At 73.0% G+C, this 20,446-nt stretch carries 17 protein-coding genes; 2 read left to right on the top strand and 15 right to left on the bottom strand.

Annotated elements, in window-relative coordinates; genetic code table 11:
- Positions 1–138 precede the first annotated feature (138 nt).
- Complete coding sequence (locus tag EBO15_RS32060; protein WP_147481759.1) at positions 139–1,815, top strand: MFS transporter; 1,677 nt, start codon at positions 139–141, stop codon at positions 1,813–1,815.
- 123 nt (positions 1,816–1,938) lie between these two features.
- Here the strand turns inward: EBO15_RS32060 and metK are convergent, their stop codons facing one another.
- The 13 genes from metK to pyrR all read right to left on the bottom strand — a co-directional run bounded on the left by metK (position 1,939) and on the right by pyrR (position 17,023).
- Complete coding sequence (gene metK / locus EBO15_RS32055; protein WP_122198221.1) at positions 1,939–3,132, bottom strand: methionine adenosyltransferase; 1,194 nt, start codon at positions 3,130–3,132, stop codon at positions 1,939–1,941.
- Between the two features lie 206 nt (positions 3,133–3,338).
- Positions 3,339–4,643, bottom strand: a complete 1,305-nt coding sequence (locus EBO15_RS32050; RefSeq protein ID WP_122198220.1) for a bifunctional phosphopantothenoylcysteine decarboxylase/phosphopantothenate synthase — start codon at positions 4,641–4,643, stop codon at positions 3,339–3,341.
- A gap of 44 nt (positions 4,644–4,687) precedes the next feature.
- Complete coding sequence (rpoZ, locus tag EBO15_RS32045; RefSeq protein ID WP_117359693.1) at positions 4,688–4,942, bottom strand: DNA-directed RNA polymerase subunit omega; 255 nt, start codon at positions 4,940–4,942, stop codon at positions 4,688–4,690.
- Positions 4,943–5,017: 75 nt separating this feature from the next.
- A complete protein-coding gene (gmk, locus tag EBO15_RS32040; protein WP_122198238.1) occupies positions 5,018–5,611 on the bottom strand; it encodes a guanylate kinase in 594 nt (197 codons plus the stop codon).
- 94 nt (positions 5,612–5,705) lie between these two features.
- Entirely contained in the window at positions 5,706–6,032 is a 327-nt protein-coding gene (mihF, locus tag EBO15_RS32035) for an integration host factor, actinobacterial type (protein WP_026411631.1), read from the bottom strand.
- A gap of 722 nt (positions 6,033–6,754) precedes the next feature.
- Positions 6,755–7,453: an orotidine-5'-phosphate decarboxylase gene (gene pyrF / locus EBO15_RS32030; RefSeq protein ID WP_122198219.1), complete on the bottom strand. Its 699-nt coding sequence runs from the start codon at positions 7,451–7,453 to the stop codon at positions 6,755–6,757.
- Complete coding sequence (locus EBO15_RS32025; protein WP_122198218.1) at positions 7,450–8,706, bottom strand: dihydroorotate dehydrogenase; 1,257 nt, start codon at positions 8,704–8,706, stop codon at positions 7,450–7,452. Before EBO15_RS32025 ends, pyrF begins: the two co-directional genes overlap by 4 nt.
- 85 nt (positions 8,707–8,791) lie before the next feature.
- Positions 8,792–9,685, bottom strand: a complete 894-nt coding sequence (locus EBO15_RS32020) for an iron-sulfur cluster-binding protein (RefSeq protein ID WP_122198217.1) — start codon at positions 9,683–9,685, stop codon at positions 8,792–8,794.
- 81 nt (positions 9,686–9,766) lie between these two features.
- On the bottom strand, positions 9,767–13,105 hold the full coding sequence (carB, locus tag EBO15_RS32015; protein ID WP_122198216.1) for a carbamoyl-phosphate synthase large subunit: 3,339 nt from the start codon (positions 13,103–13,105) through the stop codon (positions 9,767–9,769).
- Positions 13,105–14,226 (bottom strand): glutamine-hydrolyzing carbamoyl-phosphate synthase small subunit, encoded by a 1,122-nt coding sequence (gene carA, locus EBO15_RS32010; RefSeq protein WP_122198215.1) that lies wholly within the window; start codon positions 14,224–14,226, stop codon positions 13,105–13,107. The genes carB and carA overlap by 1 nt, the downstream gene beginning before the upstream one ends.
- Positions 14,223–15,512: a dihydroorotase gene (locus tag EBO15_RS32005; protein ID WP_122198214.1), complete on the bottom strand. Its 1,290-nt coding sequence runs from the start codon at positions 15,510–15,512 to the stop codon at positions 14,223–14,225. Before EBO15_RS32005 ends, carA begins: the two co-directional genes overlap by 4 nt.
- Positions 15,509–16,453, bottom strand: coding sequence for an aspartate carbamoyltransferase catalytic subunit (locus tag EBO15_RS32000; protein WP_122198213.1), 945 nt, complete (start codon positions 16,451–16,453; stop codon positions 15,509–15,511). The genes EBO15_RS32005 and EBO15_RS32000 overlap by 4 nt, the downstream gene beginning before the upstream one ends.
- On the bottom strand, positions 16,454–17,023 hold the full coding sequence (gene pyrR, locus EBO15_RS31995) for a bifunctional pyr operon transcriptional regulator/uracil phosphoribosyltransferase PyrR (RefSeq protein WP_122198212.1): 570 nt from the start codon (positions 17,021–17,023) through the stop codon (positions 16,454–16,456).
- Between the two features lie 473 nt (positions 17,024–17,496).
- Here pyrR and bldD point away from each other — a divergent pair, with 473 nt between their 5' ends.
- The gene (bldD, locus tag EBO15_RS31990) at positions 17,497–17,991 is read left to right on the top strand and encodes a transcriptional regulator BldD (RefSeq protein WP_021597992.1); all 495 of its coding nucleotides are present in this window, start codon (positions 17,497–17,499) and stop codon (positions 17,989–17,991) included.
- Here the strand turns inward: bldD and EBO15_RS31985 are convergent.
- Together EBO15_RS31985 and EBO15_RS31980 are read right to left on the bottom strand one after the other, a co-directional pair.
- A complete protein-coding gene (locus EBO15_RS31985; RefSeq protein ID WP_233616566.1) occupies positions 17,988–19,433 on the bottom strand; it encodes an MFS transporter in 1,446 nt (481 codons plus the stop codon). The two genes, bldD and EBO15_RS31985, sit on opposite strands and share 4 nt — an antisense overlap.
- Positions 19,434–20,055: 622 nt before the next feature.
- A partial coding sequence (locus EBO15_RS31980) for an SAV_6107 family HEPN domain-containing protein (RefSeq protein WP_122198211.1) occupies positions 20,056–20,446 on the bottom strand: 391 nt, incomplete at its 5' end.

Below are 20,446 nucleotides of genomic sequence, written 5' to 3'. Positions count from 1 at the left end.
ACGTTCGTCCTACCAGACCAGGGGGTGCGCCAGTCCCGTGGAACCGTCCGTGACCGGTTTGAACTCATTCGGGGATCGGTGGATCATTGGCCGGTGCCCCCCGGGCCCAGACCGTCCCTCCGGATCCTGTAGGCAGCGTTGACCACCGCATCGGCCTCCGCGCGGGTGGGCTCCGCCCCCGCCGCCCCCTCGACGCCGCCCGTACCCGGGCCGCGCTGGCGGCGCTGGGCGAACCCGCGCAACCCCGTCGTCGCCGCGACCGTCGTGGCGTTCGTCCTGCACATGGTCTGGGCGCTGTTCCTGGCCACCGAGGGCGGCGACCTCGCCGCCCAGGCCGCCTGGACGCACTTCGTCGGGCACTACCCGTGGGCCGCCTACAACCTGGGCTGGTACGGCGGCATCCACGTCGCGTCGTACAGCGTGATCTCGCCGTTCCTCATGGCCTGGTTCGGGATCCGGACGGTCGCGGTGATCAGCGGCACCCTGTCCGCGACGCTCTCCGCGATGATGCTGGTCCGGTTCCGGGCCCCCGTCGCGCTGCCCGCCGCCGTCTGGGCCGCCTTCGCGATCTCCTGCAACTCGGCGTCCGGGCGCACCACCTTCGGCCTCGGCCTGCTGTTCGCCCTCGGCGCCGTCATGTGCGCCTTCACCGCCCGCGGAACCCCGTTCCTGCGTGCCTCCGGCATGGTCGGCTTCGGCCTCCTCGCGACCTTCGCCAGCCCCGTCGCCGGACTGTTCCTGCTGGTCATCGGCGCCGCGATGTTCCTCACCGGACGCCGCCGCGCGGGCATCGCGATCTGCCTCGGCATGCCCCTGGTCGTCGGGACGACCACCCTGCTGTTCCCCTTCACGGGCGTCCAGCCGATCTCGCTCGCCGCGATCGTCCTCCCAGCGATCACCAGCGTGATCGCCCTCCTGCTCTGCGCCCCCCGCGACTGGAGGCTCATCCGGATCGGCGCCGCCGTCTACCTCGCCGGGATCACCCTCACCTGGCTGATCCCCTCCCCGGTCGGCAGCAACGTCGAACGCATGTCCCTGGTCTTCGGCGGCGTCTTCCTCCTCTGCGCCGTCGGCCGCGTCACCGACCGCCGCAGGCTCGCCGTCCTCTGCGTCGCCTTCATCGTCACGGGCGTCTGGCAGGTCGTGAAGCCCATGGACGACCTGATCCACACCACCCCCGCCGCCGAGGCCGCCACCCAGTCCCGCGACCTGATCACCCAGCTCCGGCGGCGCGGCGCCGACCGCGGCCGCGTCGAGGTCGTCCCGCTGCGCTCCCACTGGGAGGCGTCCGGCCTCAGCCGCCAGGTCATCCTCGCCCGCGGCTGGAACCGCCAGGTCGACGCCGAGCGCAACGCCCTCTTCTACGAGAAGACCCTCCCGGCCGACGCCTACCGCGACTGGCTCCACAAGTGGGCCGTCCACTACGTCGTCCTGCCCGAGCAGGAGATCGACTGGTCCTCCCACAACGAGGACGTCCTCGTCCGCGCGGGCCAGCCCTACCTCAACGAGGTCTGGCGCGACGCCAACTGGCGCCTCTTCCAGGTCACCGAGCCCACCCCCCTGGTCCAGGGCCCCGCCTACGTCCAGAGCTTCCGCCCCGACAAGGTCGTCGTGAACGCCCCGTCGAGCGGCACCTACCTCCTCCGCATCGCCCACTCCCCCTGGCTCAGCGTCAAGGGCCCCGGCAACGGCGCCTGCCTGGCCCAGGTCAAGACCGGCCCCGACAAGGACTTCGTCGAGCTCAAACTCCCCACCGCGGGCCGCTACACCGTAGGCGCCCGCTACGAACTCCCCCGCGGAACCGCGTGTAAGTGACCGGCTCCACACCTACGGCCGCCGCCTGCGAGTGGCAGCGGCCGCCTGGCATCAGCCCCGACATACGACCCGACATACGAAGAAAGGCCCCCGCTGGCGCGGGGGCCTTTCACGGGGTACCGGTCAGAGGCCGGCGTGCTTGGCGAGGGCCTCGGCGCGGTCGGTGCGCTCCCAGGAGAAGTCGGGCTCCGGACGGCCGAAGTGGCCGTACGCGGCGGTCTGGGAGTAGATCGGGCGGAGCAGGTCCAGGTCGCGGACGATCGCGGCCGGGCGGAGGTCGAAGACCTCGGTGACGGCCAGCTGGATCTTCTCGACGGCGACCTTCTCGGTGCCGAAGGTCTCGACGAAGACGCCGACGGGCTGGGCCTTGCCGATCGCGTAGGCGACCTGGACCTCGGCGCGGTCCGCGAGCTCGGCCGCGACGATGTTCTTGGCGACCCAGCGCATCGCGTACGCGGCGGAGCGGTCGACCTTGGACGGGTCCTTGCCGGAGAAGGCGCCGCCGCCGTGGCGGGCCATGCCGCCGTAGGTGTCGACGATGATCTTGCGGCCGGTCAGGCCCGCGTCGCCCATCGGGCCGCCGATCTCGAACCGCCCGGTCGGGTTGACCAGCAGCCGGTAACCGGTGGTGTCGATGTCGAACTCGGCGAGCACCGGGTCGACGACGTGCTCCTTGACGTCCGGGGTCAGCAGCTCCTTGAGGTCGATGTCCGGAGCGTGCTGGGACGACACGACCACCGTGTCGAGCCGGACGGCGCGGTCGCCGTCGTACTCGATGGTGACCTGGGTCTTGCCGTCGGGACGGAGGTAGGGGACCACACCGCCCTTGCGGACCGCCGACAGGCGGTGCGACAGCCGGTGCGCGATGGTGATCGGCAGCGGCATGAGCTCGGGGGTCTCGTTGCTGGCGTAACCGAACATCAGGCCCTGGTCGCCCGCGCCCTGCCGGTCCAGGTCGTCCTGGAGGCCCTCCTCGCGCGACTCGTAGGCGTCGTCGACGCCCTGCGCGATGTCGGGCGACTGCGCGCCGATGGAGACCGACACGCCGCAGGAGTGGCCGTCGAAGCCCTTCTTGGACGAGTCGTAGCCGATCTCGAGGATCTTCTCCCGGATCACGCCGGGGATGTCGACGTAGGTCTCGGTGGTGACCTCACCGGCCACGTGCACCTGACCGGTGGTGATCATCGTCTCCACGGCGACCCGGGAGGACGGGTCGTCCTTGAGCATCGCGTCCAGGATGGCGTCACTGATCTGGTCCGCGATCTTGTCCGGGTGCCCCTCGGTGACGGACTCGGAGGTGAACAGGCGGCGAGACACGTTACGTGAACTCCTTGCAGCGGCTGCTGACTGACGTCGCAGAACGGACTATTCGGTGTTGATGGCGGGAGACGCCGGCCCCCCGCCCCCGGGCTTGCGCTTGAGTTTTCCATGCGAGTCTATCGGGAACGACCTCGAGAACAGCTAGACCCGCGCCCGGTCCTCGGGGTGAGGCGCGCCTCAGTCACGCCTCAGGCGCGCCTCGGTCATGCCTCAGGCGCGCCCGTCAGCCGCGCGGCCGCCAGGTCCCACACCACGTCGGCGAGATCCTCCTTGGGGCCGCGCGGGATCTCGGTCGCCGAGCCGTCGGCGCCGAGCACGACCGCCGCGTTGTCCGGCCGTCCGAAGGTCAGGTCGGCCCCGACCTGGTTGACCACCAGCAGGTCGCAGCCCTTGCGCTTCAGCTTCTCCCGGCCGTGGGCGAGCACGTCGTCGGTCTCGGCCGCGAACCCGACCACGACCCGTCCCGGGCGGCGGTCCGCGCCCAGCTCGGCGAGGATGTCGGGGTTCTTCACCAGGCGGATCGGCGCGGGCTCCCCGTCCGGGTCCTTCTTGATCTTGGAGTCGACGTACTCGGCGGGACGGAAGTCGGCGACGGCGGCGGCCATGACCACCACGTCCGCGTCCCCGGCGGCGGCGAGGACGGCCTCGCGCATCTCGCGCGCCGACCCCACGGGGACGACGTGGGCGCCCGCCGGGTCCGGCAGGGCGGCGTTCGCCGAGACGAGCGTCACGCGGGCGCCGCGCGCCAGGGCCGTCCGGGCGAGCGCGTACCCCTGGAGCCCGGACGACCGGTTCCCGAGGAACCGCACCGGGTCGAGGGCCTCGCGCGTGCCGCCTGCGGACACCACGACGTGCCGTCCGGCGAGATCGAACAGGCCCGCCGCGTGCGGGTCGGCCCGCCGCCCGGCGGCCACGGTCCCGGAGCCGGTCTCCGCGGGCCCGGCGGCGGCGCGGGCCTTCAGCCAGCGGCCGAGGACGCGGCGGGCGACGTCGAAGAGCTCGGACGGCTCGGGCAGCCGCCCGCGCCCGGTGTCCTTGCCCGTGAGGCGCCCGGACGCCGGGTCGAGGACGATCGCGCCGCGCTCGCGGAGCGTCGCGACGTTCGCCTGCGTGGCCGGGTGCTCCCACATCTCGGTGTGCATCGCGGGCGCGAACACGACCGGGCAGTGCGCGGTGAGCAGCGTGTTGGTGAGCAGGTCGTCGGCCAGCCCGTGCGCCGCGCGGGCCAGCAGGTCGGCCGTGGCCGGGGCGACGAACACCAGGTCGGCGGACTGACCGATGCGCACGTGCGGAACGCCGGAAACCCCGTCCCACACACGGGTGGAGACGGGGTTGCCGGACAGGGCGGCCCAGGTGGGCTCGCCGACGAAGCGCAGGGCGTCCTCGGTCGGCACGACCGTGACGTCGTGGCCGGACTCGGTGAGTCGCCGCAGCAGCTCGCACACCTTGTACGCGGCGATCCCGGCGGCGACGCCGAGCACCACGCGGGGCTTGTCGGGGGCTGTCATACGGGTGACTCTAGGACGCGGCGGTCCGCGGACCGGACGCCGGGTCAGCCCTCGACGGGCTCGGCCTTGAGCAGGCCCTCGCGGACCTCGCGGAGCGCGATCGAGAGGGGCTTCTCCTGCACCTGGGTCTCGACGAGCGGACCGACGTACTCGAGCAGGCCCTCGCCCAGCTGGGCGTAGTAGGCGTTGATCTGCCGGGCACGCTTGGCCGCGATGCTCACGAGACCGTACTTGGTGTCGACGACCTCGAGCAGGTCGTCGACGGACGGGTTGGTGATGCCGTCGTTGCTGGCTGCCACGCGGTGGCCCTCCACTAGATGACCGACGTCGCGTCCCACCCCGTTCTCGGGGCGGCGGATGCGCGGCGCGGATGCTTACTGACGAACAGCCATCAAGACTAGCAGCTCGTGCACGACGTCCTGCACGGCCGTGTTCACCAGCGTGACGTCGAACTCCTTCTCGGCGGCGAGCTCGACCCGGGCGGCCTCGAGGCGGCGCTCGATCACCTCGGGCGGCTCGGTGCCGCGGCCGGTGAGGCGGCGGACCAGCTCGTCCCAGGAGGGCGGGGCCAGGAAGACCAGGCGGGCCTCCGGCATCGTCCCCCGGACCTGGCGGGCGCCCTGGAGGTCGATCTCCAGCAGGACGGCCTCGCCGCGGCCGAGACGCTCCTCGACCGGGCGGCGCGGGGTCCCGTAACGGTTGCCCGCGAACTCCGCCCATTCGAGGAGCTCTCCCTCGGCGACGAGCCGGTCGAAACCGGCGTCGTCGACGAAGTGGTACTGCACGCCGTCCTGCTCACCCGGTCGGGGGGACCGGGTGGTCACCGAGACCGACAGCCACACCTCGGGGTGGGCCCGCCGGATCTCGGCGACGACCGTGCTCTTGCCGACGCCCGACGGCCCGGAGAGGACCGTGAGGCGACGGACGAGCCGACCATGCGTCAGCTGGGAGCCGTCCGGCGCGGTCATGGGCGCACCGGAGCTGAACGGGTTGGTGCCGGATCCGGGCACGCCCGGGCCGGCCGCGACGGCAGCACCGTCGCGCCCGCTCGCGGATCGGGGGTCAGCGGTTTCCACCGCCGCCGAACTCACGCTCCAGGGAGGCGCGCTGGTTGGCGCCGAGGCCCCGCACACGGCGGGACTCGGCGATGCCCAGGCGCTCCATGATCTGCTTCGCACGGACCTTGCCCACACCGGGCAGGGATTCCAGGAGAGCCGACACCTTCATCTTTCCGATGACGTCGTCGGACTGACCCTCCTTGAGAACCTCGGCAAGCGAGGTCCCCCCGTGCTTCAGCCGGTTCTTAACCTCGGCACGCTCCTTGCGCGCCTTGGCAGCCTTCTCCAGGGCTGCGGCGCGCTGTTCGGGGGTTAGGGGCGGAAGAGCCACGCCGGGTCACCTCAGGTTTCCACTCGACGGAGTCGGACGGGACGGGAAACTAGCGAGTTCACGGCCCATAAGGCAACGTGAAGTGCCGTTTTACCCGCCACAAAATCACGAAAATCACTCCTTGGAGTGTCCTGAATACAGAGTGTACCCAACTCGGCCCCGTCAGACGGCCTCGGCCCCGCCACCTGGACACATAGCCAAGATCGCAACTTTCCCCCCATAAACCCCCGAAACCCGTCACTCATCACCCCGCCCAAAGATGATCTTGGTCACGTTTTCGCCCCGCCCCCGGGCACACCGCCGATCCGCACGCCCCAGGCGCGCGCTCGACGGACGACGATCAAAGATTTCCGGCCGAAGCGCGCTCCTCACCCCGCGCGCTCTTCACCCCGCACGGCGCTCAGCCCGCGCGGTGGTCAGCCCGCGCGGTGGTCAGCCCGCGCGGTGGTCAGCCAGCGCTGCCTCCAACCCCGCGCGGCCCTCAACCCGCGCGCAGTCCTCAGCCCCGCGCGTACTTCGCCCTGTGACGCGCTGAGGCCGCGCAGCGAGTGCGTTACCAACCGTGCGGGGCGACGCCGAAGGCGAGCCCCGCACGGTTGATCGCGAAGCGATGCCGCACTCGCACGAGTCACCGGGCCGCGCCCGAGCCGCCAGGCGAGGGCGCGGAGCCGGAGGCTCAGTCAACACAGCCGCCAGGCGAGGGCGCGGAGCCGGGGGCTCAATCAAACAACGTGGCGCAACGAAGTTGCGATGGAGGCGGCGGCGGCGCCGGGGTCGGGGGCGCCGGTGATGGGGCGGCCGATGACGAGGAGGTCGGCGCCGGCGGCGAGGGCCTGCTCGGGGGTGGCGACGCGGGCCTGGTCCTGGGTGGCGGCGCCGGCCGGGCGGACGCCGGGGGTGATCAGGGTGATCTCGGGGCCGACCTCGGCGCGGACGGCGGCGGCCTCGTGCGCGGAGCAGACGAGGGCGCGGGCGCCCGCCTCGACCGACAGGGCGGCCAGGCGCAGGACGGCGTCGGACGCGGGGCCCGCGAGGCCGATCCCGGCGAGGTCGGCGTCGTCCAGGGACGTCAGGACGGTCACGGCGGCGACGCGGGTGTCCGGGGCGGCCTCGGCGGCGGCGCGGATCATGGCGGGGCCGCCCGCGGCGTGGACGGTCAGGTAGGCGGGCTTGAGGCGGGCGACGGCGCGGGTGGCGCCCGCGACGGTCGCGGGGATGTCGTGGAGCTTCAGGTCCAGGAAGACCTGGACGCCGCTGGCCCCGCGGACGCTGGCGACCACGTCGGGGCCGTAGCGGAGGTAGAGCTCGAGGCCGACCTTGACGGTGCTCACGTGCGGGGTGACCTGGCTGGCCCAGCGCGCGGCCGTGTCCAGGTCGGGGGCGTCGAGGGCGACGGCGATGGGGGCCGGTACTGCGGTCACGGGAGTCTCTCCTTGGTGTCGGCCGCGGCGGGTTCGGGGGCCGGGGCGTCCGGGCGGCGGGGGCCCGCGGGCGCGGGGATCCGCGCCTCCCAGGACCGTGCGGAGCCCTCGCGGGCCTCCGGACGGGCGTCCGCGCCGCCTGAGCCGTCTGACTGCGCCCCGAACGCGGCGTCAGCGGCCGCGGGGGACGCCGGGCGCCTCCGGGGGCCGGACGCGCCGTTCGGCGCCTCAGCGGCGACCACAGGGGCCTCCCCGGGGTCGGCGGCGGCCTCCGTGTCGCCCGGGGGCAGGGGCAGGACGCGCGGCGGGACGTACCCCGCGGGCTTGTGGGCGAGCCCGACGGCGTCGGCGAGGTGCGCGATGCGGCGGGACGCCAGGGCGTCCTCCAGCTCGCGCAGCACGCGCAGCGGCGCCCCGGGCTCGTGGAACAGGGTGGTGCCGAGGGCGACGGCGCTCGCCCCGGCCAGGATGAACTCCAGGGCGGCGAGGCCGGAGTCGACGCCGCCGACGCCGATGATCGGGGTGTCGGGGAGCGCGGCGTGCACCTGGTAGACGCAGCGGACCGCGACGGGGCGGATCGCGGGCCCGGACAGCCCGCCGGACACGCCGGTCAGCGCCGGGCGCAGCGTGACCGGGTCGATCGCCATGCCCTCCATGGTGTTGACCAGGGTGAGGCCGTCGGCGCCCGCGTCCACGCAGGCGAGCGCGATGCGGGCGATGTCGGTGACGTCGGGGGCGAGCTTGGCCAGGACGGGGGTGCCGGGCCGCGAGTGCAGCCGGACGGCCCCGACCACGGCCGCGGCGGCGCTCGGGTGCCAGCCGAACATGCGGCCCCGGTCGGCGACGTTCGGGCAGGCGACGTTGACCTCGATCGCCGCGATGTTCGGGACGCCGCGCAGCCGCCGGGCGACCTCGGCGAACTCCTCGACGCTGTTGCCCGCGACCGACACGATCGTCCGGACGTCGCGGTCGACGAGCCAGGGCAGGTCGCGTTCGAGGAACGGCTCGACGCCGGGGCCGGGCAGGCCCACGGCGGTGAGCAGGCCGGCGGGGGTCTCGGCGGCGCGGGGGGTGGGGCGCCCGGCGCGCGGCTGGGTGGTCACCGAGGCGGTGGTGAACGCGCCGATCCGGGTGAGGTCGAAGAAGGGGGCCAGCTCGCGTCCGCTGCCGCCGCACCCGGCGGCGGTGAGCACCGGGTTGGGCAGTTCCAGCGAGCCGATCCGGACGGTCATGTCGGTGGACGCGGCGCTCATCGGTCGGTCCCCTCACGCGGCGGCACGGACGATCTGGAGGGCACGGGCGGTCTGGGGGGCAGGGACGGTCTGGACGGCCCGGGGGTCATCGGCCGGCTCCTTCGGACGGGACGGCCGACAGCACGCGCGGCGCGCCGAGCGCGTCGAACGGGATGGTGCCGAGGTCGCCCCAGCGGACCCGGTCGCCGCGCAGGACCGGGCCGTCCGCGCAGGCCCGGACCATGCGGGTGACGCCGTCGTCGCCGTGGAACGGCAGGACGCACGTCCCGCACACGCCGATCCCGCAGACGGCGGTGGACTGGAGGAACTCCTCCAGGAACACCTGGGACGGCAGCCCGAAGTCGCCCGCGACGCGGGTGACCGCGCGCAGCAGCGAGGTCGGGCCGCAGGCGTAGACGACGTCCGCGCCGGTCTCGTCGATGGCCCGGGGCAGGACGTCGCGGACGGTGCCGCGCTCGCCGAGCGAGCCGTCCTCGGTGACCGACAGGGCGGAGTCGCCGATGCGCTGGGCCATCCGGGAGCCGAACACCTCCGGGGCGGACCCGCCGGCGAGCACGAAGTGGACCTTGCAGCCGCGGCGGGCCAGGGTGTCGGCGAGCGCGAACAGCGCCGCGCCCTGGGGGCCGCCGCCGACCAGCAGGCAGTTCACCGGGTCGCGGGGCAGGCGGAACGGGCGGCCGAGCGGGCCGAGCAGGTCGACCTGGTCGCGGGAGCGGCGCCCCGCGAGCCAGGCCGTGCCGGGCTCGGTGTCGGCGAACACGATCTCGATCGTCCCGCCGTAGTCCGACTTGACCTCGTAGACCGAGAAGCAGCGCCGCACCAGCCGGGCGGAGTGCTCGCCGCCGACGGCGAGCGCCACGAACTGGCCGGGCCGGAACCGCTCGGCTATGGCCGGGGCCACCAGCGTCAGCGCGTGGTAGTCCTGCACCTGGCGGACCGTCAGGACCGTCGCCGACGTCTGCACCGGTGAGTCGGACACCCGTCTCCCTCTCGTCCTCGTCCGGGCCGGCGGGCGGCCCCCTTCGCGGGGGCCGGCCCGCCGGGGCCCGTTCTGCTCAGCTCACCCCTGCCCGAGAACGCCGTGCGCGCCGCTCAGGCGCTCGGCGTGCTCCTGGAGGGAGCGGACGCCGACCTGCCCGCCGGCGATGGCCTCGATGCCCTGCACGGCCGCGGCGAGCCCCTGGACGGTGGTCACGCACGGCACGCCGCGCAGGACGGCCGCGGTCCTGATCTCGTAGCCGTCCAGCCGGGGCCCGGACTGCCCGGGGCTCCCGAAGGGAGTATTGACGATGAGGTCCACCTCCCCGTCGAGGACGCGCCGCACGATGGTGGGCTCGCCCTCGGCGCCGGGACCGTCGCTGTGCTTGCGCACGATCTTGGCACGCACGCCGTTGCGGCGCAGGACCTCGGCGGTCCCTTCCGTGGCAAGAATCTCAAAGCCGAGGTCAGCAAGGCGCTTCACGGGGAAGATCATGTGGCGTTTGTCCCGGTTCGCCACCGAAACGAACGCCCGTCCCTTGGTCGGAAGCGGACCGTAGGCGGCCTGCTGCGACTTGGCGTAGGCGGTGCCGAACACCTCGTCGATGCCCATGACCTCGCCGGTGGACCGCATCTCCGGCCCGAGGACGGTGTCGACGCCCTGGCCCTTGGCGTTGCGGAACCGGTCGAACGGGAGGACGGCCTCCTTGACCGCGATCGGCGCGTCCAGCGGGAGGGCCCCGCCGTCGCCGGACGGCGGCAGCAGGCCCTCGGCGCGGAGCGCGGCGACCGTCGCGCCCATCATGACGCGGGCGGCGGCCTTGGCCAGCGGCACGGCCGTCGCCTTCGACACGAACGGGACGGTCCGGGACGCGCGCGGGTTGGCCTCCAGGACGTACAGGACGCCCGCGGACAGCGCGTACTGGACGTTCATGAGCCCGCGGACGCCGATGCCCCGGGCGAGCGCCTCGGTGGCCTCGCGGATGCGGCGCAGGTCGTCGTGGCCGAGGGTGATCGGCGGGAGCGCGCACGCCGAGTCGCCGGAGTGGATCCCGGCCTCCTCGATGTGCTCCATGACGCCGCCGAGGTAGAGCTCCTCGCCGTCGAACAGGGCGTCCACGTCGATCTCGATGGCCTCGTCGAGGAAGCGGTCCACGAGCACGGGGTGCTCGGGGGACGCCTCGGTCGCGCGGGCCATGTACGACTCGAGCGTGACGTCGTCGTAGACGATCTCCATGCCGCGTCCGCCGAGCACGTAGGACGGCCGGACGAGCACCGGGTAGCCGATCTCGGACGCGATCTCGAGCGCCTCCTCGTAGGAGGTGGCGGTGCCGTGCTTGGGCGCGGGGAGCCCGGCCCGGTGCAGGACGCGGCCGAACGCGCCGCGCTCCTCGGCCAGGTGGATCGACTCGGGCGAGGTGCCGACGATCGGGACGCCCGCGTCCTTGAGCTTCTGCGCCAGGCCGAGCGGGGTCTGCCCGCCGAGCTGGACGATCACGCCCGCGACCTGGCCGGAGCGCTGCTCGGCGTGCACGACCTCCAGGACGTCCTCCAGGGTGAGCGGCTCGAAGTAGAGCCGGTCGGAGGTGTCGTAGTCGGTCGAGACGGTCTCGGGGTTGCAGTTGACCATGACGGTCTCGTAGCCGGCCTCGGCGAGGGTGAAGGACGCGTGGACGCAGGAGTAGTCGAACTCCACGCCCTGCCCGATCCGGTTCGGGCCGGAGCCGAGGATGATGACCTTCGGCTTCTCCCCCGGCGGGACCTCGGTCTCCTCGTCGTAGGCCGAGTACAGGTACGGCGTCTTCGCCTCGAACTCGGCGGCGCAGGTGTCCACGGTCAGGTAGACCGGCCGGACGCCGAGGGCGTGCCGCACCTCGCGGACGACGTCCTCCTTCAGCCCGCGCAGCTCGGCGATCTGGGCGTCGGAGAAGCCGTGCCGCTTGGCGGTGAGGATCTTGTCGCGGGTGAGCGCGTCCTCGGCCGTGCGGATCTCGTCGGCGATCTCGTTCAGCCCGGCGATCTGGTCGAGGAACCACGGGTCGATCCGGGTCGCCTCGTAGGCCTCCTGGACGGTCGCGCCCGCCCACAGGGCCCGCTGGACGTCCCGGACGCGCCCGTCGTGCGGCTGGGCGGCCTTGGCGAGCCATTCGGCCTTGTCGCCGACGGCGCCCGTCCAGGAGAAGGACGAGCCCTTCTGCTCCAGCGACCGCAGCGCCTTCTGGAGGGCTTCGGTGAAGTTGCGGCCGATGGCCATGGCCTCGCCGACGGACTTCATGTGCGTGGTGAGCGTGCCGTCCGCGCCGGGGAACTTCTCGAACGCGAACCGCGGGACCTTGACGACGACGTAGTCGAGCGTCGGCTCGAACGAGGCCGGGGTGACGCGGGTGATGTCGTTCGGGATCTCGTCCAGCGTGTAGCCGACGGCCAGCCGCGCGGCGATCTTGGCGATCGGGAAGCCGGTCGCCTTGGACGCCAGCGCCGACGACCGCGACACCCGCGGGTTCATCTCGATGACGATCATCCGGCCGGTGCCGGGGTGGACGGCGAACTGGATGTTGCAGCCGCCGGTGTCGACGCCGACCTCGCGGATCACCGCGATCGCGACGTCCCGCATGTTCTGGTACTCGCGGTCGGTGAGCGTCATGGCGGGCGCGACGGTGATCGAGTCGCCGGTGTGCACGCCCATCGGGTCGAGGTTCTCGATCGAGCAGACGATGACGACGTTGTCGTTGCGGTCGCGCATCACCTCCAGCTCGTACTCCTTCCAGCCGAGGATGGACTCCTCGAGGAGCACCTCGCTGGTCGGGGACGCGTCGAGCCCGGCGCCGGCGATGCGGCGCAGGTCGTCCTCGTCGTGCGCGAAGCCGGAGCCCGCGCCGCCCATGGTGAACGACGGCCGGACGACGACCGGGTAGCCGAGGCCGGTCGCGGCGGCCAGGACCTCGTCCATGGTGTGGCAGATGACCGACTGCGCGGACTCGGCGTTGAGGCCCTGCTCACGCGCGACCTTCGCGACGACCTCCTTGAACTTCTCGCGGTTCTCGCCCGCCTGGATCGCGTCGACGTCCGCGCCGATCAGCTCGACGCCGTAGGTGTCGAGGACGCCGCTCTCGAACAGCGCGATCGCGGTGTTGAGGGCCGTCTGGCCGCCCAGCGTGGGCAGCAGCGCGTCCGGCCGCTCCTTGGCGATGATCTTCTCGACGGTCTCCGGGGTGATCGGCTCGACGTAGGTCGCGTCCGCCACCTCCGGGTCGGTCATGATCGTCGCCGGGTTGCTGTTGACCAGGACGACCCGCAGGCCCTCCGAGCGCAGCACGCGGCACGCCTGCGTGCCGGAGTAGTCGAACTCGGCGGCCTGCCCGATCACGATCGGTCCGGACCCGATGACCAGGACGGACCGGATGTCTTCCCTGCGCGGCATTACTTCCCGGCCTCCATGATCGAGACGAACTGATCGAAGAGGCCGGAGGCGTCGTGGGGGCCCGCCGCCGCCTCAGGGTGGTACTGGACGCTGAACGCCGGGCGGTCGAGCAGCCGCAGCCCCTCGACGCAGCCGTCGTTCAGGTTCACGTGGGAGACCTCGGCGCGGCCGTACGGGGTGTCGAACGGGCCGTCCTTGGGCGCGTCCACGGCGAACCCGTGGTTGTGCGCGGAGATCTCGACCTTGCCGGTGCGGACGTCCTGGACCGGCTGGTTCACGCCGCGGTGCCCGAAGCGCAGCTTGTAGGTGCCGAGGCCGAGCGCGCGGCCGAAGATCTGGTTGCCGAAGCAGATGCCGAAGAACGGCCTGCCGGCGTCCAGGACCCCGCGCAGCGCCGCGACCTGGTGGTCGGCGGTCTCGGGGTCGCCCGGGCCGTTGGAGAAGAACACGCCGTCGGGGTCCAGCGCGAGGATGTCCTCGGCGGTGACCGTCGCGGGCAGCACGTGCACCTCGACGCCGCGCTCGGCCATCCGGTGCGGGGTCATGCCCTTGATGCCGAGGTCCACGGCCGCGACCGTGAACCGCTTCTCGCCGATCGCCGGGACGACGTAGGCCTCCTTCGTGGCGACCTCCTCGGCGAGGGACGCGCCGGCCATCTGCGGCGACTCCTGGACGCGCCTCAGCAGCTCGTCCACGGGGGCCTGGGCGGCGTCGCCGGAGAAGATCCCGGCGCGCATCGCGCCGCGGTCGCGCAGGTGCCGGGTCAGCGCCCGGGTGCCGGTGATCGCGATCCCGACCACGCCCTGCGCGCGCAGGGCCGAGCCCAGCGAGCCGGTGGCCCGCCAGTTCGACGCGACCCGCGCGGGCTCGCGCACCACGTACCCGGCCACCTGGATGCGGGACGACTCGGGGTCCTCGTCGTTCACGCCGGTGTTGCCGATGTGGGGGGCGGTCATCGCCACGATCTGCCGGGCGTAGGACGGGTCGGTGAGGGTCTCCTGGTAGCCGGTCATGCCGGTGTTGAAGACCATCTCGCCGAAGGTCTCCCCCTCGGCCCCGTAGGCGACCCCGGCGAACGTCCGTCCGTCTTCCAGAACCAGAAGTGCGGGGGGTGGGGTCACTGAAGCTTTCCTTCCAGGACGGTCGCGCGGCCGCGCAGGAACGTGGCGACGACGCGTCCGGGCAGCTCCAGCCCCGCGTAGGGGGTGTTGCGGCTCTTGGACGCCATCGCGGCCGGGTCCACGGCGCGGCGCGGCGACGGGTCGTACAGCGTGATGTTGGCGGGCGACCCCGCCTCCAGCGGACGGCCCTGCCCGGAGAGGCGGCCGATGCGGGCGGGGGCGAGCGACATGCGCTCGGCGACCCCGGCCCAGTCGAGCAGGCCGGTCTCGACCATGGCCTCATGGACGACCGACAGCGCCGTCTCCAGGCCGATCATGCCCATCGCGGCCACGGCCCACTCGGTCTCCTTGGCCTCGACCGGGTGCGGCGCGTGGTCGGTGGCGACGACGTCGATCGTGCCGTCCGCCAGGGCGTGCCGGAGCGCGGTCACGTCGTCGGCCGTGCGCAGCGGCGGGTTGACCTTGTAGATCGGGTCGTAGGACGCGGCGAGCCCGTCGTTCAGCAGCAGGTGGTGCGGGGTGACCTCGGCGGTCACCCGGCAGCCCTTGGACTTGGCCCAGCGGATGATCTCCACCGAGCCCGCCGTGGACACGTGGCACACGTGCAGCCGCGACCCGACGTGCTGGGCGAGCAGCACGTCCCGGGCGATGATCGCCTCCTCGGCGACCGCGGGCCAGCCGCGCATGCCGAGCGCGGCGCTCATCTCGCCCTCGTTCATCTGCGCGCCCTCGGTCAGCCGGGGCTCCTGCGCGTGCTGGGCGACGACGCCGTCGAACGCCTTGACGTACTCCAGCGCCCGCCGCATGATCACCGCGTCCGAGACGCAGTGGCCGTCGTCGGAGAACACCCGGACGCCGGCGGCCGAGTCGGCCATCGCGCCGAGCTCGGCGAGCCGCTCGCCCTTCAGTCCCGCGGTGACCGCGCCGACCGGCTGGACGTCGCAGTACCCGGCCTCGCGGCCGAGCCGCCAGACCTGCTCGACGACGCCCGCGCTGTCGGCGACGGGGTCGGTGTTGGCCATCGCGTGGACGGCGGTGTACCCGCCCATCGCGGCGGCCCTGGTGCCGGACTCGACGGTCTCGGCGTCCTCGCGGCCGGGCTCGCGCAGGTGGGTGTGCAGGTCCACCAGGCCGGGCAGCGCGATGAGGCCCTCGGCCTCGACGACCTCCGCGCCCTCGGTGTTCACGTTCGCGCCGATCTCGGCGATCACGCCGTCCCGGACCACGATGTCGGCGGGGTCCCCGCCGAGGATCCGGGCGCCCTTGATGACGTACGCGGTGCTCATGACTGGGAGACCTCCTTGCCGATGGCGGGCTCGGAACCGCCGAGCAGCAGGTAGAGAACGGCCATGCGAGCGCTGACGCCGTTGGCGACCTGCTCGACGATGGTGGACCGGACGGAGTCGGCGACCTCGGCCGCGATCTCCACGCCCCGGTTCATCGGGCCGGGGTGCATGACGATGGCGTGATCCGCCATGCGTGCCATCCTCTCCGCGTCCAGGCCGTACCGGCGGCTGTACTCGCGGACCGTCGGGAAGTAGCTGGCGTTCATGCGCTCGTGCTGGACGCGCAGCATCATCACCACGTCGCTCTTCGGCAGGACGGCGTCCAGGTCGTAGGAGACCTCGGCGGGCCAGGTGTCGATCGCGACCGGCAGCAGGGTCGGCGGGGCGACCACGGTGACCTCGGCGCCCAGGGTGTTCAGCAGCAGCACGTTGGACCGTGCCACCCGGCTGTGGAGGATGTCGCCGACGATGGTGACCTTGCGTCCCTCCAGGTCGCCGAGGCGGCGGCGCATGGTGAACGCGTCCAGCAGGGCCTGGGTGGGGTGCTCGTGCGTGCCGTCCCCGGCGTTCACGACGCTGCCCTTGACCCAGTTGGCCAGGCGGTGCGGCGCGCCGGACGCGCCGTGCCGGATGACGACGCCGTCGGCGCCCATGGCCTCCAGGGTGAGCGCGGTGTCCTTCAGGCTCTCGCCCTTGCTGACCGACGAGCCCTTGGCGGAGAAGTTGATGACGTCCGCGCTGAGCCGCTTGGCGGCCGCCTCGAACGAGATGCGGGTGCGGGTGGAGTCCTCGAAGAAGAGGTTGACGACCGTCCGGCCGCGCAGCGTCGGCAGCTTCTTCATCGACCCCTCGGTCGCGCGCGCCAGTTCCTCGGCGGTGTCGAGGACGAGCAGCGCGTCGTCGCGGGTCAGGTCGGCGGCCGAGATGAGATGACGCTTCACTTACTTCTCCTCCTTCGGACCGAGGAGGACGGCGTCCCGGCCGTCGTTCTCGGCCAGCAGGACCTTCACCGTCTCGCGCGTCGAGGTGGGCAGGTTCTTGCCCACGTAGTCGGCGCGGATCGGGAGCTCACGGTGCCCGCGGTCCACCAGGACGGCGAGCTGGACGGCGCGGGGGCGGCCGAGTTCGTTCAGGGCGTCGAGCGCGGCGCGCACGGTCCGCCCGGAGAACAGCACGTCGTCGACCAGGACGACGACCCGGTCCTCGATGCCGCCCTGGGGCAGCTCGGTGCGGCGGATCGCGCGGGCGGGCCGCAGCCGCAGGTCGTCCCGGTACATCGTCACGTCGAGGGAGCCCCACGGGACGGGCCGTCCCTCGACCTCGTTCAGGGCCCCGGCCAGCCGCTCGGCGAGCGTCACGCCGCGGGTCTGGATGCCGAGCAGGACGACGTCCTCGCCGCCCTTGGTGCGCTCGAGGATCTCGTGGGCGATACGGGTGAGGGCGCGCCGGATGTCGGGACCCTCCAGAACCGCCTTCTGCTGGGAGTCCGGGCCGCTGTCACGGCCGGTCACGCGCGTCTCGGCCGGATCGTCCGGCCGGTGGGCAGCATTCACCGCCTGAACCTCCTTTCCCGCCTCACAGGACGGGTCTTAAAGGACGCCTTGTCCCGGACAAGGTAGCAGGCCGATCCCCCTGAACCGAACCCCTCCCCGGCGCATTCTGCCTGGTGAGAGCGGTCACACCGGGGCCGTGCGCCCGCCCGCGCGGAACGCGCGCGAGGGGGGCCTGCGATGCCCGCAGGGCGGGGCGTGCGGGCCTTCGCGGTGATCCGGACGACCCGGATCGACACCTACGGATTCGACCGCTTTTTTCCAATCGGCTTGACCTGGGAGCGTCACCGTTTTACCGTCACTGTCCGTAACCATCCCTGGAGGAGGACTTCCGGGCCGTGACAGGCCGGGGAATCCGACTCCGCCCGGCGCCGGACCCACCGGCGCCCGGGAATCAGAGAACGACGACGAGAGTGAGCCTGGGGGGCCGCGAAATGCCGTCTGAATACGCTAAGGCTCTCGGCGCGCGCCTGCGCGCCATCCGCACCCAGCAGGGCCTGTCCCTGCACGGTGTGGAGGAGAAGTCCCGTGGCCGCTGGAAGGCCGTCGTCGTGGGTTCGTACGAGCGGGGCGACCGCGCCGTCACCGTTCAGAAGCTGGCCGAGCTCGCCGATTTCTACGGCGTGCCGGTCTCCGAGTTGCTGCCCGGCGGAGCCGCGCCGAGCCCGCTCGGGCCAACGCCCAAGCTCGTCATCGACCTTGAGCGCCTGCAGCAGCTTCCGAAGGACAAGGCCGGTCCCCTCGCCCGTTACGCCGCGACGATCCAGAGCCAGCGGGGCGACTACAACGGAAAGGTCCTGTCCATCCGGCAGGAGGACCTGCGTTCTCTTGCCGTGATCTACGACAAGTCCCCGACCGAGCTCACCGAGGAGCTCATCGGCTGGGGCGTGCTGGACCCCGAGGCCCGCCGGGCCGTGGAGTCCTTCTAGCTCGAACCAGGGCCTCCGGGAACCCTCCGGAGGCCGGGCGGAGACACCTGTGTCGGACGGCCCGGCGGCCTCGTGCCGCCGGGCCGTCCGGCCGTCTGAGCCCCGGTCCTGGTCCCGGCCCGGGTTCTGGGGGCGGCCAGGGCGAGCGCGAGCACACCCGCCATCGACAGCGCCGTGACGATGAAACCGGTCGTGTAGCCGGACCCCGCCGGATGGCCGTGGACGGTCGAGGCGGTGAGGATGACCGCGCTGACCTGCGTCCCGAGCGAGCCTCCGACCGTCCGCAGGAGCGTGTTCACGCCGGTCGCCACCCCCGTCTGCGCGGGTTCCACCGCCGCGACGACCAGGTTCGCGACCGCCGCGTAGGCCAGCCCCAGCCCGATCCCCCGCGCGGTGCCGCCGAGGTACAGCTCCCACATCGCGTCATGGGCGAGCGCGACGACCACGTACCCGGCGCCCGTGAGCGCGGCCCCCGCCATGAGCACGGCGCGGGACCCGACGCGGTGGTGGAGCCGTCCGGCGGCGATGCCCGCGACCGTCATCCCGATGCTCGCGGGAAGCTGGAGCATCGCCGCCGCCGTCGCGCTCCCGCCGAACCCCGTCGGACGCGGCGCCTGCACCAGCAGCGGGAACAGCACCCCGCCCGCCATCAGGCCGTAACCGGCCAGCAGGGACGCGGCGTTCGCCGTCCAGACCCCGCGCACGCGCATGAGGCGCGGATCGACGAGCGGCTCGTCCACCCGCCGTTCCACGATCCACCAGACCGCCGCCAGGGCCACGGCCGCGCCCGCGAGCCCGAGCACCCCCGCGGACGTCCAGCCCCACGACATGCCCTGCGTGATCGCGGTCAGCGCCGCCACCATCCACGCCGAGAACAGGCCCGCGCCCCACCAGTCCACGCCCGCTCCAGGGTGTCCGGGCACATGCGGGACGAGCCGCCACGCCAGGACCAGCCCCGGCACCAGCCCGACCACCGGCATCCACAGCAGCCACCGCCACCCCAGCAGGTCGATGACCGGCCCGGCCACGCACCACGACAGCGCCCCGCCCAGCCCGAGCATCGACGACATCAGCCCGACCGCCGCCGCCGTCCGCCCCGCCGGGAGCACGTTCCGGATCACCGTGTACGCCAGCGGGAACACTCCCCCGCCGACCCCGGCGAGCGCCCGCCCGGCCAGCAATGCCCCCAGAGAGGGCGCAATCGCCGCCAGGACGGTCCCGGCGGTCGCGACGCCCAGAACCACCAGAAGCACCCGCCGGGGCCCGTACAGGTCACCCAGGCGCCCCACGACGGGCGTCGACACCGCCGCGGACAGCATCATCGCCGTCAGCCCCCACGCGGCGCCCGCCGCCGACGTGTGCAGATCCCGCTGCAGCAGGGGCATCGCGGGCGTCAGCACCGACATCGACAGCGAGTAGGCCACCACCCCCAGAAACGCCAACAGCGCGGGAAGCCCCCGCGCCGTCGCTCCCCCGGATCCCCTCGGCCCGGCCTCCGCCTCGCCGGTCACACGCTCACGCGCACCCCGTCCATCACGCCCTATTCGCCATATCGCCACGCGAATATTGTTGTCCGGGGCAAACGTATATGCACTCTGGATAAACCACTTAGACGCTCAAACAAGCCCTCGACGCCAGGTCCACGCCACCACAGCCCGTGACCACGTCCGGCCATCGGCCGAGGTCAGAACCAAGATCACTCCGCCTGCCGCGCACCTCCGTCCCCGTGGCACGCCTCACACCACCCGGCCCCACGACCGCGCCCCCGAATGCACTCGACAACGGCCCCCACACGGCGGAACGGGACGGACAGCGGCAGGCGCGGCACGGCGAGGGGGCAAGGACCCGGGCCGTCGCGGCGCGGTGAGGATGGCGCCGCGACGGCCCGGGCGGCCGGCCGTCCCAAGGGGCGCGACGGCCGGGGCGGGGTCCCCGGGTGAGGGCGCGGACGGGGCGGATCGTCGTCCGTGCCCTCACGCCGGGACGCAGGGCCCGGAGGAGCGGCCCCGCAACGCGCGTCCTCCGGGAGTCTCGGGCGGCGGCCTCAGCCCCCGCGGGCCGTCGTCAGCACAGGTTCTGCTGGATCGGGACGCCGAGGGTGTCCTCGACGAGGGTGACGAAGATGCCGGCGTCGTGGAGGAGTTCGTCGGCCTCGCGGGCGGTGACGGCCCGCGGGAGTCCGGCCTCGGCGGCGGCGCGCTTGTCGGCGCCCGCGGCGAAGTAGGCGGCCCATTCGCGCAGGGCCGGGTCGGCTTCGGGGAGCAGGACCCAGACGCTGCGCGGACGGGCACGGCGGCGGGTGAGATCGAGCGGCTGGTGGGCGGCCAGGACGGCCGCGGCGGCGCGCAGCGCGGCCAGGTGGGCGCTGACGTAGCGGACGGCGGGCGTGGTCGCCTCGGCGGCCTCGGCGAGACCGGCGCGGGCGGCCTGGAGCTGGCCGACGGCGGTGTGCGCG

The organism is Actinomadura harenae (assembly GCF_003696215.1).
Lineage (GTDB): Bacteria > Actinomycetota > Actinomycetes > Streptosporangiales > Streptosporangiaceae > Spirillospora > Spirillospora harenae.
The sequence above is the reverse complement of the archived record's forward strand: the minus strand, read 5'-3'. Positions and strand labels throughout refer to the sequence as shown.

What these genes read in the sequence shown, in the direction of transcription:
- EBO15_RS32050 (WP_122198220.1), bottom strand. Translation starts at nt 4,643, where the DNA reads ATGACAGCCCCCGACAAGCCCCGCGTGGTGCTCGGCGTCGCCGCCGGG.
- gmk (WP_122198238.1), bottom strand. Translation starts at nt 5,611, where the DNA reads ATGACCGCGCCGGACGGCTCCCAGCTGACGCATGGTCGGCTCGTCCGT.
- EBO15_RS32025 (WP_122198218.1), bottom strand. Translation starts at nt 8,706, where the DNA reads ATGAGCGCCGCGTCCACCGACATGACCGTCCGGATCGGCTCGCTGGAA.
- carB (WP_122198216.1), bottom strand. Translation starts at nt 13,105, where the DNA reads ATGCCGCGCAGGGAAGACATCCGGTCCGTCCTGGTCATCGGGTCCGGA.
- EBO15_RS32005 (WP_122198214.1), bottom strand. Translation starts at nt 15,512, where the DNA reads ATGAGCACCGCGTACGTCATCAAGGGCGCCCGGATCCTCGGCGGGGAC.
- bldD (WP_021597992.1), top strand. Translation starts at nt 17,497, where the DNA reads ATGCCGTCTGAATACGCTAAGGCTCTCGGCGCGCGCCTGCGCGCCATC.